This is a genomic window from Tenacibaculum aiptasiae (genome assembly GCF_008806755.1).
GTDB lineage: Bacteria > Bacteroidota > Bacteroidia > Flavobacteriales > Flavobacteriaceae > Polaribacter > Polaribacter aiptasiae.
On the sequence record NZ_WAAU01000029.1, the window covers coordinates 27,561 to 41,855 of the forward strand.

General features: G+C 30.1%; 16 protein-coding genes. All 16 read right to left on the minus strand.

Going from position 1 to position 14,295, the window contains the following annotated elements:
• Positions 1-2: 2 nt before the first annotated feature.
• Positions 3-1,313: a methyltransferase domain-containing protein gene (locus F7018_RS14505; protein WP_150900820.1), complete on the minus strand. Its 1,311-nt coding sequence runs from the start codon at positions 1,311-1,313 to the stop codon at positions 3-5.
• Positions 1,314-1,416: 103 nt separating this feature from the next.
• Complete coding sequence (locus F7018_RS14510) at positions 1,417-3,744, minus strand: TonB-dependent receptor (protein ID WP_150900821.1); 2,328 nt, start codon at positions 3,742-3,744, stop codon at positions 1,417-1,419.
• A gap of 52 nt (positions 3,745-3,796) precedes the next feature.
• Positions 3,797-4,693: a DMT family transporter gene (locus tag F7018_RS14515; RefSeq protein WP_150900822.1), complete on the minus strand. Its 897-nt coding sequence runs from the start codon at positions 4,691-4,693 to the stop codon at positions 3,797-3,799.
• A gap of 15 nt (positions 4,694-4,708) precedes the next feature.
• Positions 4,709-5,992 (minus strand): APC family permease, encoded by a 1,284-nt coding sequence (locus F7018_RS14520; RefSeq protein WP_246175204.1) that lies wholly within the window; start codon positions 5,990-5,992, stop codon positions 4,709-4,711.
• Positions 5,993-6,086: 94 nt separating this feature from the next.
• Entirely contained in the window at positions 6,087-6,974 is an 888-nt protein-coding gene (locus F7018_RS14525) for a helix-turn-helix domain-containing protein (protein WP_150900823.1), read from the minus strand.
• Between the two features lie 48 nt (positions 6,975-7,022).
• Positions 7,023-7,634, minus strand: a complete 612-nt coding sequence (locus F7018_RS14530; RefSeq protein ID WP_150900824.1) for a class I SAM-dependent methyltransferase — start codon at positions 7,632-7,634, stop codon at positions 7,023-7,025.
• 19 nt (positions 7,635-7,653) lie between these two features.
• A complete protein-coding gene (locus F7018_RS14535) occupies positions 7,654-8,586 on the minus strand; it encodes an NAD(P)/FAD-dependent oxidoreductase (protein ID WP_150900825.1) in 933 nt (310 codons plus the stop codon).
• 122 nt (positions 8,587-8,708) lie between these two features.
• Positions 8,709-9,746: an ArsO family NAD(P)H-dependent flavin-containing monooxygenase gene (locus F7018_RS14540; RefSeq protein ID WP_150900826.1), complete on the minus strand. Its 1,038-nt coding sequence runs from the start codon at positions 9,744-9,746 to the stop codon at positions 8,709-8,711.
• A 30-nt stretch (positions 9,747-9,776) separates the two neighbouring features.
• Entirely contained in the window at positions 9,777-10,109 is a 333-nt protein-coding gene (locus tag F7018_RS14545; RefSeq protein ID WP_150900827.1) for a heavy-metal-associated domain-containing protein, read from the minus strand.
• Positions 10,110-10,123: 14 nt separating this feature from the next.
• On the minus strand, positions 10,124-10,486 hold the full coding sequence (locus F7018_RS14550) for a hypothetical protein (RefSeq protein ID WP_150900828.1): 363 nt from the start codon (positions 10,484-10,486) through the stop codon (positions 10,124-10,126).
• Positions 10,487-10,495: 9 nt separating this feature from the next.
• Positions 10,496-11,470 carry a permease gene (locus tag F7018_RS14555; RefSeq protein ID WP_150900829.1) on the minus strand — a complete coding sequence of 325 codons (975 nt, stop codon included), beginning with the start codon at positions 11,468-11,470 and terminating at the stop codon, positions 10,496-10,498.
• Between the two features lie 7 nt (positions 11,471-11,477).
• Entirely contained in the window at positions 11,478-11,717 is a 240-nt protein-coding gene (locus F7018_RS14560) for a thioredoxin family protein (protein ID WP_150900830.1), read from the minus strand.
• Between the two features lie 150 nt (positions 11,718-11,867).
• Positions 11,868-12,464 carry a sigma-70 family RNA polymerase sigma factor gene (locus tag F7018_RS14565; protein ID WP_150900831.1) on the minus strand — a complete coding sequence of 199 codons (597 nt, stop codon included), beginning with the start codon at positions 12,462-12,464 and terminating at the stop codon, positions 11,868-11,870.
• Positions 12,465-12,526: 62 nt separating this feature from the next.
• Positions 12,527-13,357, minus strand: a complete 831-nt coding sequence (locus tag F7018_RS14570; protein ID WP_150900832.1) for an SDR family NAD(P)-dependent oxidoreductase — start codon at positions 13,355-13,357, stop codon at positions 12,527-12,529.
• On the minus strand, positions 13,350-13,724 hold the full coding sequence (locus F7018_RS14575) for a DoxX family protein (protein WP_150900833.1): 375 nt from the start codon (positions 13,722-13,724) through the stop codon (positions 13,350-13,352). Before F7018_RS14575 ends, F7018_RS14570 begins: the two co-directional genes overlap by 8 nt.
• A 2-nt stretch (positions 13,725-13,726) precedes the next feature.
• Positions 13,727-14,245 carry a YceI family protein gene (locus F7018_RS14580; protein WP_150900834.1) on the minus strand — a complete coding sequence of 173 codons (519 nt, stop codon included), beginning with the start codon at positions 14,243-14,245 and terminating at the stop codon, positions 13,727-13,729.
• Positions 14,246-14,295 lie beyond the last annotated feature (50 nt).

Genomic DNA, 14,295 nt, shown 5'->3' on the forward strand with positions numbered 1-14,295 from the left:
ACCTATTTTTTTCTACCTACAAATCTTAATATTGAGGCTTTTAGTTCACTTTTATTGCCTTCTAATAAAATATCTGTTTCAACTTTTAATTCTATGATTTCATAATTTGGAAAATCTCTTAAAATACTTTCTTTATCATACAGATAAGGAATCTCTTGTGGTCCTTCTTTGCTAATTTTTGGATGATTTGTGCTAAAAGTTTCAATAATTAAAAGGCCTCCTTTTTTAAGATGCTTATCCATTTTTTTATTTATGTCAATGCGCTCTTGCCCAGCAAAATGAATAAATAAGAAAGCTATAGCATCAAAAGATTCTTTAGGATATGAAGCATTTACAATATCTTGTACAGTATATTTAATATTTACATCATTTGCCTTTGCTAATTTTAATGCTTTTTTCTTAGCTTCAGTACTATAATCGTAAGCCGTAACATCCCATCCTAGTTTGGCAGCAAAAACTGCATTTCTACCTTCTCCTTCACCTGGAAATAATATTTTACCAGGTTTATGTTGAGGTAATATTTTTGCTAAATATTTGTCAGGTTTTTTACCATATAAGTATTCATCTTTGGCGTATTCTTTATTAAAATATGCTTTTAAAAATTCAGCTTCAGATACCTTTTTTTGTGGAATTAAAAATGCCTCTATTATGTATTGTTTAGAAAGTAAATTACTGTTGATTTTAAAATCGACAAAACCAGCTTTTTTTAATTCTTGAATAACATCAGATTCCTTAATTCTCATCTCATATGATGGACCATCGGTAATTGATTTATCTTTTTTATAATCAACTATAACTAGTTTGCCATTTGATTGCATTCCAAACTTCACCTTTTTAAAATAATTAACCCTATTTTCTATATGATGATAAGTGTCTACAATTAATACGATGTCTACTTCTTCCTTTTTTAAATCAGGTGTGTTAAAAGGAATTTTTCTAATTTGCATTGCTTTAGAAGAAACCTTTTTCTCTTTCCTTTTATGGTTTAATATTTCTATAAAATCATTATCAACATCTGCAGCAATTACATTAGCCTCAGCATCTACCATTTTAAAAGAAAAATAGCCAGTACCAGCACCAATATCTAATACTTTTTTATTTTTTAAGTCACCTATTAGCGCTAGAACGTCTTTAGGCTTTTGCCAACTATCTCTATCTTTTGCATCTAGATGTTTAGCAAGTTCTTTAGCTGGTAAATGTTTGTGTTGTCCATGTTTACCATGTTTTTGAGCATTACAGTTTGCACCAGTAAATGTTATTAATACAAGACAAAGAAGATTGGGGATTGTTAATTTACTCTTTGTTTTTTTCATGTTATATTGTTCTTATGTTTTGAGGATACAAAGGTTTATTTTTTGTAAAGTTCTCTTTGTTTCAAAAAGTAAGTTTATTATGTACTTTTTTTACAATTTTAACCTATAGTAAATTCCCGAATTTAATACCTAGGTATATAGTTCTAGGAGCTGAAGGTCCATAGATATATTTTGGCCAACGATTAAGCCCCTCATCAAAGTCATTTTGATAACTATTAAATATGTTTTTTACACCAGTGTATATTTGTAAAGTTGTTTGTTTTAAAGTAATATTTCGACGTAATTTTATACCCAAATCCAAAAATTGTTTAGAGGTTCTAAGCTCTTGTTTTGGAAAGTGGGGAACTAACATTTTTCCTGTATAGTTACCATTAGTTGAAACGGTCCATTTTTGAGACAAGTTCCAATCAAGCATAAAATATCCATAGTGATTTGGTGTTCTGAAAAAACGTTTTTCATTGAATGCTTGAGGTTGTTCGTATTTGCTATTCTGAATTGTAAAACCAGCTTGAAAACTAATAGCTTCAGAAGGTACTATTTGCATTTCAATATTTATTCCTTTTACTTTTGCTTCTTGATTTGAGTTAAATCTAGTTGCGGTAATAACACCATTGTTGTCAGGAGTAGAGTAACTAGTAGCAAAAGAATTGTTTATTTGGGTATAAAAACCTTCTAAAAGAAAACTAAGGTAGGTGTTGTTTATCTTTTTATTAAAATCTAAAGAAGCTGTATAACTATTACTCGTTTCTTTGTCTAAGTCTGCTCTTACCTTATTTATAATACTGTTAGATCCTGATATTTCTATGTGTAAATCTTCATCACGTAATTCAGGGGAGCGATAGCCTTTTGAGTAGCTTAACCTAGCTTGCAAATATTTTTTTAAATCATATTTTAATGTAAATCTAGGACTAAATACACTTCCTGATTTATTAAAACTATTATGTTCTCTATCTTTTACTTTATAAGAGTCAAAACGAGCGCCAAATGATGCCTTAAACTTGTTCCAGTTGAAGTCGTATTGAGAAAATATAGATATTGTATTAGTTCCTTGGTTTGCTACTACTATATTTGTGTTATTTCCTATTAAGTTAGGGGTTGTTTCTGAATGTAATATTTGATTATCTGTAAGTATAGCTCCATTGTTTTCTAGTCCAAATAAGACGCTGTTTTTTTTGAAATTTAATTTATATTGTGTGCCAAATACATAAGATCGTTCTCTTGTATTTTGAAAAACTCCATAAGCAGTTCTTAAACCTCTAAAAGCATCAGCTTTTAAAGATTGTCCTAAAAGATAAACTGATAATAAGTTTTTCTCTTTGACATATTGTTCATAATTTATTGAAGCAGTAGAAATATTATGGGTTACAGCCGCAGCCATATTAGCTTTATTTACAGGGGTGTTAAAATCTCCACCTCCTCGACGGTCTTCTTTTAGGTTAAAAAAATCAATAGTTAATTTTCCTTGTTCGTTTAATTTATGAAATAGACGAGCTCCTAGAGTAGTACTATTTAGCATAGGGATTTCTGAAAAGTCATCATTGTTAGCATCAAAAGCTTTTCGGTCTCTATGAAACCCAAATAAAGTAATTCCGGTTTTGTAATCATCGGTAACTAAAGAACCGTTAAAATTGGTAGAATATTCTTCTGAAACTCCTCCAGTATTTTTTACACCTGCTCCTATAAAAGAAGTATTTACACCAATTTCAAAAGAATTAAAATGAGGGTCTTTTAGCATAAGGTTAACGGTTCCTGCTACAGCACCAGTTCCATATATTGTAGAGCCTCCACGTCTTATATCTACTCGGTCTAAAATACTAGTAGGAATCATTTCTAAGCCAAAAACACTAGCAAAACCTTTAAAAATAGGGCGGTTGTTTACTAATATTTGAGAATATTCACCACCTAAGCCATTCATTCTTAATTGAGGCCAACCACTGTTAGCGCAATTAGTTTCCATTCTAAGTCCTGGCGAACAGTTTAAGCTTTCACTTATAGTAACCGATTGGGTGGCAGTGAAAAGCTTTGAATCTAAGGTATTCACAATAGTTGAAGTTTTTATCCTTTTAGAAACTTTATTGTTTCCTTCAATGATTACTTCGTCTAATTCTTGTTTGCTTTCCTCAAATTCAAAGTTTAAAATATAGGTTTCTCCTGATTTTATTTCTATTGTTTTTTTTTGGGTTTTATAACCCATAGATTGAGCGACTATAGTTTGTTTTCCACTTGGAACATTTATAAGTTGATAATGTCCTGAATTATTTGTGATATCTCCTATAGTGGTGTTTTTTATGCTTACTGTTACATACGGTAAGTGTTTTCCTTTGTTAATTATATGTCCAGAAATTATTGTTTCTGATTGATTAATTTGACCATAGTTTATCTGATAAAATGTGAGTAAAATAAATAAAAAGATTAATGAAAGTTTATTCATTTGTTCTAGAATTAAAAATTGTTTGTTGAATGATGAGAAAGAGAAAGTATCACTATTTGTAAGTTTTTGATTCTCTTATTAAGCTAATGGTATATAATATGATAGCTGTTAAAATAATTACTCCACCAATCATACTTTCTTTATTTGGAATTTCGCTAAAGAAAAAGAATGCTAAGATTGGAGCTAAAACATTTTGTAGCATTAGTGTTAAGGACACTTCAGAAGCTTTTATAAATCGAGTAGCCATCATACCAGAAACTCTACCTAAAGGAGCTGTAATTAATCCCATTGCTCCCATAATTAGCCATGTGTTTAATGAAAATGTAGAAGGTTCTGCAAAGAAAAACATTACAAAAGCTAAGAAGAAACCTCCTAAACCAACAAGGGCTAGTCTATTAACGTTAGGATATTTACGAAGTAGTGTGAAAATTAAGGCTACACAGAATACAGATATTAAAGCTAGTAAATCTCCTTTCCAATTTCCTGTACCAAAAGAACTATTGACAACAATGACAACTCCTAAAACAACAAAAAATATTGCTAACCATGTTTTACGGTTGGTTTTTTCTTTCAATAAAATCCAGCTTAACAATGCAGCAACAGCTGGAGTAGCACTTTGTATAATAAAAGTATTAGCAATGGAAGTGTTTTTTATACTTAAAACAAATGAAGAGGCACTTCCTAACATTAATAAACTTGAAATTATAAGTGGCCAACCATCAGATTTGATAACTTGAATAATACTACGTTTTTCTGAAGTTTGGACAACAATAGACATTGAAATAGCTGTAAATAACCCAAATAAGAATATGGTGTTAAAACCACTCACGCCAGAAAATCGAATATAAATAGGGTCGAAGCTCATTAAAATAGCTCCTAAAATAGCAAGTGTAACCCCTTTTGTTTTTGAATTTAATTTTTGAATGTTTGTAGTAGGTATATTTTTCATTTTATTTTTAAGTTTTTATTTTTTAGATTCTATTGCTTTATTGAAAAGAAAGCTCAATGCTCCTAGAAGTAAAATTCCAATACCTATAAGTGATTCTACAGGTTGTTCTACTAGTAGGTAGATTAAAATCCATAAGCTGATTAGTAGGAATATAATTTGAGGTAAAGGGAATAAAGGACTTTTATAGCCTGATAAGTCATTATTTTTTCTAATAAAGAAGAGACTTAGAACTGTTAATGAAACGAATAATTGCAAAATGAAAGCACTGTAGGTTAGAACTTGATCAAAAGATCCTGTAAAAACCATTGTAAGAGAAATAATAGCTTGAAGTATTATTGCTTTATTTGGAATTCCATTTTTATTTGTCTTACTTAAAAATTTCCATAATTGATAATCTTCAGCCATTGCTTTGGTTACTCTAGGCCCAACCCATACCATAGCGCTAATACTAGATATAAGCATAAAAGCAATGAGACCACTTATAACTTTTCCTCCAATACTACCAAAAATATTATCCGCAACAATTTGCCCAATCTCTACCTGTCCAACAAGTAGAGACAAAGGAGCTTGTTTTAGAAAAACAATTTGAAGAAGTATATAAAAAACACTTACCAAAAGTGTTCCTCCAATAAGTGCTATGGGGAGATTACGGTTTACATTTTTTATTTCATCTACAATGTAAGCAGCAGCGTTCCATCCAGAAAACGAATAGGAAACGTATACTAAAGAAACAGCAAAAGAAGGAAGTAGGATTTCGTTTTGCCATTGATTACTCCAGTCAAATGAAGTAGCCTCTGAGGGAGTGAAAAGCCCAATAGCAATAAATATAAAAATTACTAGAATTTTTATAAAGGTAGTAGTGTTTTGAAATTGACTACTTCTTTTTAAATTGAACATATGAAATAAAGAGACAACTACTATTAGAATAGAAGCAATTAACTTGTCGTTTATACCAAAGTATTTCTCTGTATATGCACCAGCTGCCATAGCAGCGAGTGCAATAGGGGCAGCAAAACCAACAGTTAATGAAGCCCATCCAGAGAGGTAGCCAGCAAACTTATTATATACAACTGATAAAAAATGGTATTCACCGCCTGAGCGAGTTAATTTTGTACCTAATTCAGCATAAGAGAGCGCTCCACTTATAGCCATAATTGCTCCCAATGACCAAAGAAGTATAATACTCCATGTATTTTTTGTTGAAACTAATTGAAATCCTAAGCTTGTAAAAACACCTGTTCCAATCATATTAGCTATCACAACTGCCATAGCAGCTCTACTTGATATTTTACTTTTCACAAATTTTGTTTTTAGTGATAAGCAAAATTATTACTAGCTATAATTACACAGGATGGACTTTTAGGAGGTAATTAAGTACAAAAGGGTTAAAAAACTATACTATGTTGTTTTGGTTGCGATAAGTATCGGCAGTTAAAGATGTATGTTTTTTAAAAAACCGCATAAAGTAAGAAGTGTCAGTAAATCCAAGTTCATATGCAATTTCCGAAATAGAATTGTTTGTGAATAATAAGAGTCTTTTAGCTTCTGTTAAAGTACGCTCATGTATAAGGTTCATTACTGTTTTATTTAACCCTTTTTTACATAAATTATTAAGATGTCTTGGAGAAATATGCATTAAATCGGCATAATCATTTAATAATCGAAGTTCTTTAAAATGCCTGTCTATTAATGTTTCTAACTTTCTTAATTGATAGGTTAAATAAGCTGGTTTTTCAGACTCTGTAGGAGAATCGTATATTCTAGAAGATCTAATGAGCAATATTTCAAAAAGAGCTCTTAAAATATTGTTTTTATCGTTTGTACTGGCATTGTATTCTTCATATAGTTCGTCCCAAGCTGCTTGAATTTTAGTGTTTTCTTTATCTATATTTATAATAGGAGAGTTACTTATAGAATGAAAGAAAGGAAAGTCTAAAAGTTTTTGAAAGCTATCTCCTAAATGATAAAAACCAGAATCAAATGAAATTACATAACCTTCGGTGTCTATACTTGTTTCTATAGAATGTACTTGACCAGGAGAAACAAAAAACATCATATTGGGTTTTATATCATAAGTTTTAAAATCGATAGAATGTTTGCCTATCCCTTTTTTTATAAACATGATATGATAATAATCGTGCCGATGAGGTTCAACAATGATTTGGTTACCATTATTCTCTCCAGTCATTCTATCAATTTCAAATTTAGAAACCTGCTTCGGTGTAAAAGCATTGTCTTCAAAACTTCTAATAGGTAAATCTGTAAATTCCTTTTTTCTCACGGTTAGAATGTTTAAACTTCTATAAAATACAATTATTTAATTGAACACTTACTTCTTTTTCCCAATAAATCGAATAACAGCACTATTTCCTATATGATACAGTCCTTCTTGAAGATAGGTGTTTTTGTTTTTTAATTCAATGATTTCATAATTGGAAAAATCACGTTTAATTTCTTCAAGAGAATACATTTCCTCTTCACTTGATGGTCCTCCAACTTTTGGGTTCTTTTTATTAATTTCTCGATGCTCTTTACTAAATGCTTCTAGTATAATATAGCCTCCTTTTTTCAAATAATTATCGAGTCTTTTATGCATTTCAGCTTTAATTTTAGGTTCAAAATGAACAGAAGTGAGGCAAATCATATCAAATTCATCTTGCTTGTATTTTTCATCAAGAAATGCTTGAACTTTATAGTCGATGGTAACATTATTAAGTTGTGCCAGCTTGTCCGCTTTCTCTTTGCCTTTTAAACTATAGTCAAAAGCAGAAACGTTCCATCCTAGTGTAGCTGCATAGACTGCATTTCTACCTTCTCCTTCTGCAGGAAATAACACTTTTCCTGCATTAAATAATGGTAGTTTTTCTTTGATGTAGGCATTAGGTTCTTTACCATATGCCCATTCATTATCATTATATCTTTCGTTCCAAAAATCTTTCATACTATATTATAATGGATGATTATTTGTTATTCCAATTTTCTTGTGAAATTTGAACTGTTATTGAAGCTCCTAGTTCGTAACCTTCAGCAACAGAAGGTGCTATTCCGCTCCAGCCAGTTCTTGCATCTCCAATAATGTAAAGTCCTTTTACGTTAGATTCTCTATTTTCATCAACAATATAATTTGTTAATCCAAAATGTCCAGATTCACTAGGAATATTAAATTGTTGAGCGAAATTGGTGTTTTCTACAACTTTCATATCTCTATAAAAGCCGCCTTCTCTTTCTATAAGTTTTCCATTTTCTAGTTCAACTTTTTGAAGTTTACCTTCGGTTGAATGCAATGTTTTTATTTTGTCTTGAAACACTTGTATTCCTTTTCGTTCTAATTCAGAAACAAATTCTTTATCAGGAATCATATCTCCATTAGTAAAAAGTATTACATCATTAGACCAATGTGTAACTACTGTTGAAAAGAAAGGAGCAATTTCAGCACCTCCAAATACTGCTAATTTCTTATCTGCTAATTCATATCCGTCGCAGAAAGGGCAGGGGTATACCGATTTTCCATAAACATCAGAAAGTCCTTTTATTCCAGAGCCTTCTACATCATCTCTGTAACCTGAAGCAATAACTACTCTTTTGGAATTATAAGTGCCATTTTCTGTTTCTACAATAAAACCATTTGATGAGTTTTTAACATCAATAGCCTTTTCTTTTTTGTATGTTAAAGAAGGGTATTTATCTATGTCTTTTTTGGCAGCTTTAAAAATTTCTGTTGGATGTTTGCCATCTTGTGTTAAAAAAGTATGAGAAAGCGTAGTTGAAAAGTTTCTAGCTTTTTCGGTATTTAAAATAATTGTATTTACTCTACTTCTTCCTAGTACTAATGCTGCACTTAGTCCAGCAGGACCACCTCTAATTATGATAACTTCAAATTTAATATTTTCCATAAGTCTTGTATTTATATTGCAAAACTACAAGCGCTGGATATTTTTATAGGTGTACAAAAAGAGGGTATTTATGGACATTTTACCATTTAGTGTAAAAAATGAGTTTCATAATAAGTTTGAGCTTATGTTGCTTCTTGAATTTCTTTTACAGTTTGCCTGGCGGTTTTTCCTACTCCATAAATAGTAGCAGAAGCAAATCCTGTCCAGTTACCATAACCTATTAACCAGAGGTTGGGTTCTTTTATAGACCTAGTATGTGTGGTTTTAATACGATTGTTTTCAATAATATTAAGAGAGGTTAAATGATTTAGGTTAGCTTTAAATCCAGTACACCATATAATGATATCAAATTTTTCTTTGCTTCCATCTTTCCAAATGACTCCTTCCTCATAAAAAGATTCAAATGGAGTTACAGCATTTAACACGTTTCTAGTTCTGGCTTCTTTTACACTTTGAACCATTACAATACTAGACAGTGATGCCTTTTTCTTTTTAGTACTGTCTGATTTATTCAAAAAGGTTTGGGTTGCTTCATTAAACAAATAACGTCCATCTATATCGTCTGGTAAAAAATGTGGCGGGTGTAAAGTAACCCATTTTGTGTTTGCTACTTTTGAAACCTCGGCTAAAATTTGAGCGCCCGAATTACCACCACCAACAATTAAAGCATTTTTATTATTGAAGTTTGAAGTGTTTCTATATTCCAAAGAATGAAGTTGAATTCCTGTATACTTTTCTTGATTTGGATAAGAAGGTGTGAAAGGAAATTGAGCAGTACCAGTAGCACTAACTAATTTTTTTGAATAGAAGATTCCTTGGTTCGTTTCTATTTGAAATAGATTATTTTCTTTTGTAACGTTATGAACTATTGTGTTTCTTTCAATAGGGAAATTATAACGTAACTCGTATTTCTCTAAATAGCTTATGAATTCTTTTTTAGTAGGATATTCATTTTCGCTTTTTGGCATTGCCCAACCAGAAAGTGAACTGTATTCTGTAGGGGAGAATAACTTTAAATTATCCCATGTTTGGAGCCATGAGCCACCTGATTTATCATTCTTATCCAGAATTAGATATTCTAAATTGGTGCGTCTTAAAAAATATGCAACAGACAATCCAGCTTGTCCACCGCCAATTATTATTACATCATATATTTTCATGTCTATTGCATATTTTAAATGTTCATTACTCTATAGTGAGTTTACTATTTTGTATGGGGTTTTATTAATTGCTTTTTTGATAGCTTGTTCATCACATTTTTTGTTATCAAACCAAACAGTTAACTGTTGATTTTTAACATTGGCTTCCGATTTTATATATCCGTTCACTTCTTTTAAAGAATAGTTTACAATACCTGTACAACATGATTGTTTAAAACCTTCTAAAGTATAGGTTTTAGTAATAATTCCAGACTTTGCAATTTCTTCAACTTTAGCATCTTTATTTGTTTTATTCTGTGATTGGCAAGAAGCTAAAAATATTAAAGATACTGCGATTATTAATAATAGGTTTTGAATTTTCATAATAGTTTATTTAGTTAATTAGATAAATAAGGGAGAATTAGAATAATAATTGTGATGATGGCTACAGCCCATAAAAACTTTTTAGATTGAAAGAAAGACACTGCTTTTTTCTCGTTTTCGTTTAATTTAGATAAGGCTTCGTATTGATTCATATCACAACACTCTTGCTGTGCTTTTGGGTAATAGGCTCTGTAAAGATTATAGCTAATAGCTATTAAGCTAAAAGTAATTAGATAGTTTTTTACACTAGATAGCCAAATTAATTGCGATGCGCTCACACCCAATACTCCAGCTAAAGCCATTAAAGGTCCAACACAGCATGTACAAGCAGCTATGGCAACAAAAATTGCGCTTATTGATGATACAATTGATTTCATAAATTGATTTTAAAAAATGAGGTTAAAGAAAAAACCAGAGATAATCATTCCAATTCCAATGGTAGAAAAAAACGCAATGATTAGTTTTTTTTGCATTACTTTCTTTAGTAGTAAAGCTTCTGGAAATGAAAGTCCTATAGATGCCATCATAAAAGCTATGGCTGTACCTAATGGTACCCCTTTTTCTATTAACGATTCTATGATAGGCAAAACACCAACAGCATCTATATATAGAGGAATTGCTAATAAAACTGCTATAGGAACTGCAAATGGATTTGTTTTTGAAATATAAGTTTCAAAAAAGGATTGAGGAACATATCCATGAATAAAAGAACCAATGGCTAAACCTAGAAAAATATAAGGGACTAACTTTTTTAATGTAGTCAATGCTTCATTATTAATTTCAGGTAATCGTTGCATAAAAGTTCTAGTATCTTTTGTAGCTTCAGCCTTACTTTCACCTAATTCTTTCACCCAATTGGCTACATATTTTGCCATTCCGATTTTTTCTAATAAAATTCCTCCAACTACACCTAATACAATACCTGTAAGTACATATATAACGGTAACTTTCCATCCATAAGTAACCCAAAATATTGCAATCGCAATTTCATTTACCAATGGAGAAGTTATTAAAAAAGACAGTGCAATGCCTAAAGGAATTCTTGCTTGCATCATTCCCACAAATAGTGGAATAGATGAACAAGAACAAAATGGAGTAATAGCACCAAGTAATGAAGCCATTATGTTTCCTAAGCCAGATTTCTTATTCTTTTCTAGGTATACACGAATTTTGTCCATTGGTAAATAGCTCGTTATAATTCCCATTAAATAGGTAACAAGAATTACAAGAATTACTATTTCTGTAAAACCAATTAAAAAATAGTGAAGAGCATTACCAAATACACTATTTTGAGTTATACCAAACAAATCGTAAACAAGATAATCAGCAATTGTAGAAAGAAACTGTGTTAGTTTTTCCATGCTCAAATTAATTTAATAGAGATAATAGTTTATCGTTAGTATTGTATTTTTTGTAATCGTATACTTTTCCGTTGATTACTAATGAAGGAAAAATCATTGTACCATAAACCATTGTGTCTTCTAATTTTGAAAGTTCTTCAATAGAAATGTTTAGGTTGTTTTCTTTAGCGATTCCTTCAAGTTGCTCTTTTATAGGAGATCCCTTAGCGCAACACGACGAGTGTAAAATTTTGATTTCAGTATTCATAAATTATTGTTTTAAATATTAAACTTTATTATGAAGTCTGAAGTAGCATGTGAAAAGACACAAGTTTTTGAAAAATATTTCAATTAAAAATTAAAAAAGCCTTGTAATCATTGGGTTACAAGGCTTTTTTATATGGTGTAAATTTATGCTTTATGAAGAAGATTTACTCTCTAAATTCTTTGTTACTTGATGTAAAGGTTCGCAATGTTTTTTAATAACACAACCTGCAAAAGCTCCATTTTTATCATATTCAATATCGCAACATTCTATAAAAAGTTCCTTCAATTTAATTCGTGCTCTTTGAATACGCATTTTAGTAGCAGAAAGTCCTAAACCTAACTTAGTAGCGATATCTTTTTGAGGAATGTTGTCAATATCGCTCATTTTCAAAGCGATTGCATATGTTGATGGTAACATCTCAATCATAGGAATAATATAATCAGCAACAATAACTTTTGAGTTTTCATTTGAGTCGTTGCTCTCTATTTTCCAATCATTATCAAAATTAGCTTCTATGTTGTGTTTTTTGAAATAATCAAATATTGTATTTCTACTAACTTGAAATAGCCAAGCTTTAATATTGTCTACTTGTGGCGATTTTTGATGTGCTTCAACTAATTTAATCATTACCTCCTGTACAATGTCTTCTGCAACTTGCTTATTTTTAACTTTACCTAAAACATAAGCTTTCAGAAAATTGTAAAATTCCTGAATAACCTCATTTAAATTGCAGCATTCTTTTTTCATTGATAAAGTATAATGATTGAATGCAAATTTACTTAAATTAAAGCATTTTGATAAATGTTACTTTATATACTAATCTTATAATTTATATAGACTTCTGTGAAATTTTCAGAAAAAGAAATTAATCTTAATAACTCATTTTTAGATTTTATTTTTTTAGGAATCTTATTATAACCTTCCCCGTTTTTATAAAATAATTCATTAGAATTTGAATTAATTATAGCTGCAATTTTTTTAGCAGCTTCTTTAGGTTCAATCATTCCAAAGTATTTTGATAAGAGTTGAATTAAATTGGATTGAGATTTTACTGTTTGCGTATTTACAATGCCAGGATTCCAATGCAAATGTGTTACACTTGTATTTAAGAGTTTTTTCCAATGATAAACTAAAATAGCACTACCAATGGAATTTTGCCAAACACTTTTTAGTTTGCTATACGTTGGATTTTCTAATTTATCATAACTTATTTTTCCTACTATAGAACCACAAATATGAATTACTTTTTTAATATCTGACTTTTCTAATAATGGATTTAATTTAGCAGAAAATAAATATCTCGATATATATCCAACAGAAAAAGTTGTATCAATTCCATCTTCAGAAATAGTTAGTTTTTTGGGGTGAATTCCAGCGTTTAAAATTAAAACATCTAGTTTGTTGTTTTGTTTAAGATATGAATTCAAAAAACGTTTTACTTCATTGATTTTAGATAAATCGCATATAAAAAGGCAATGGTTTCCTAGAGGATTTAATTTGTTTAATGTTTCTAAAACCTTAGATCCTTTGGCTTTATCTCTTCCCAAGATATGAACAGAATATCCATCTTGTGCTAATTGCAGTGCTGTAAATTTTCCAATCCCATCTGTAGCTCCTGTAATTAAGGTTAGTTTATTCATTACTAATTGATTTTTGGACTCTCTTTTTATCCAATATATAAGAGAAGATTAAAAAAATTAATACGAGAGCTGGTCCAAAAGCTTCTCCGTCTTTAGTGGCATAATGAGCACTAAAAGCAAATAGAAGATTAAAGGTAAATCCAGCATATGCCCATTCTTTAATTGTTTGTTGTTTGTTTTGAAGAATAGCTATTACTCCTACTATTTTAGCTATAGCTAATGGATATATGATGTATGTTGGAAAGCCTAATCTAGAAAACTCTGAATAAGCATGCTGATAGTTAAAAAAATATAAAGCAGCTCCACTCAACATACTTAGTCCAAAAAATGAGATAGATATCCAATATAAAATTTTTATTGTTTTCATCCTTATTGTAGTTTACAGTTAATAGATATTTCAATTTCTTTTCCAACCATAAAACCTCCTTTTCCACCAATTTTATAGTCTGTCCTATTTACTTTAAAAGAACCAATAAATTGATTGTTCTTAAATTGTAACGGAATTGTTATATTCTTAGTAATGCCGTGCATTGTTAAATTTCCGTTTACTAAATAAGTAGTCTTCTTTTTTTGAATGGATTTAGAAATGAAACATATTTTAGGAAATTTCTCTACATCAAAAAAATCTTCATTTTTTAAATGCTTGTCTCTTTTGATATTATTGGTATTTATAGTATTGGCATCAATACAAATATTAAATTTAGACTTAGATAAGTCTTTTTGATTAAATATAACTTCTCCTTTCATTCCAGTAAAAGTTCCTTTTACCGTCCTTATTTTCATATTTCTGACAGAGAAGGATACGTTAGAGTTTTTGGTATCTATTGTTTGAGAGTTAATAGGTATTGATACTATTAGTAATAAAGCTATTGTAGTTAAGAACTTCATGTTAAATTGTTTAAGCTGTTTAAGTATTATTTAATACATTGCAAATGTAA

Excerpts from the sequence above, each read along its gene's own strand:
- F7018_RS14580 (WP_150900834.1), bottom strand. The coding sequence starts at position 14,245 with ATGAAGTTCTTAACTACAATAGCTTTATTACTAATAGTATCAATACCT.
- F7018_RS14545 (WP_150900827.1), bottom strand. The coding sequence starts at position 10,109 with ATGAAAATTCAAAACCTATTATTAATAATCGCAGTATCTTTAATATTT.
- F7018_RS14550 (WP_150900828.1), bottom strand. The coding sequence starts at position 10,486 with ATGAAATCAATTGTATCATCAATAAGCGCAATTTTTGTTGCCATAGCT.
- F7018_RS14530 (WP_150900824.1), bottom strand. The coding sequence starts at position 7,634 with ATGAAAGATTTTTGGAACGAAAGATATAATGATAATGAATGGGCATAT.
- F7018_RS14555 (WP_150900829.1), bottom strand. The coding sequence starts at position 11,470 with ATGGAAAAACTAACACAGTTTCTTTCTACAATTGCTGATTATCTTGTT.
- F7018_RS14575 (WP_150900833.1), bottom strand. The coding sequence starts at position 13,724 with ATGAAAACAATAAAAATTTTATATTGGATATCTATCTCATTTTTTGGA.
- F7018_RS14570 (WP_150900832.1), bottom strand. The coding sequence starts at position 13,357 with ATGAATAAACTAACCTTAATTACAGGAGCTACAGATGGGATTGGAAAA.
- F7018_RS14515 (WP_150900822.1), bottom strand. The coding sequence starts at position 4,693 with ATGAAAAATATACCTACTACAAACATTCAAAAATTAAATTCAAAAACA.
- F7018_RS14535 (WP_150900825.1), bottom strand. The coding sequence starts at position 8,586 with ATGGAAAATATTAAATTTGAAGTTATCATAATTAGAGGTGGTCCTGCT.
- F7018_RS14560 (WP_150900830.1), bottom strand. The coding sequence starts at position 11,717 with ATGAATACTGAAATCAAAATTTTACACTCGTCGTGTTGCGCTAAGGGA.
- F7018_RS14505 (WP_150900820.1), bottom strand. The coding sequence starts at position 1,313 with ATGAAAAAAACAAAGAGTAAATTAACAATCCCCAATCTTCTTTGTCTT.
- F7018_RS14565 (WP_150900831.1), bottom strand. The coding sequence starts at position 12,464 with ATGAAAAAAGAATGCTGCAATTTAAATGAGGTTATTCAGGAATTTTAC.
- F7018_RS14540 (WP_150900826.1), bottom strand. The coding sequence starts at position 9,746 with ATGAAAATATATGATGTAATAATAATTGGCGGTGGACAAGCTGGATTG.
- F7018_RS14510 (WP_150900821.1), bottom strand. The coding sequence starts at position 3,744 with ATGAATAAACTTTCATTAATCTTTTTATTTATTTTACTCACATTTTAT.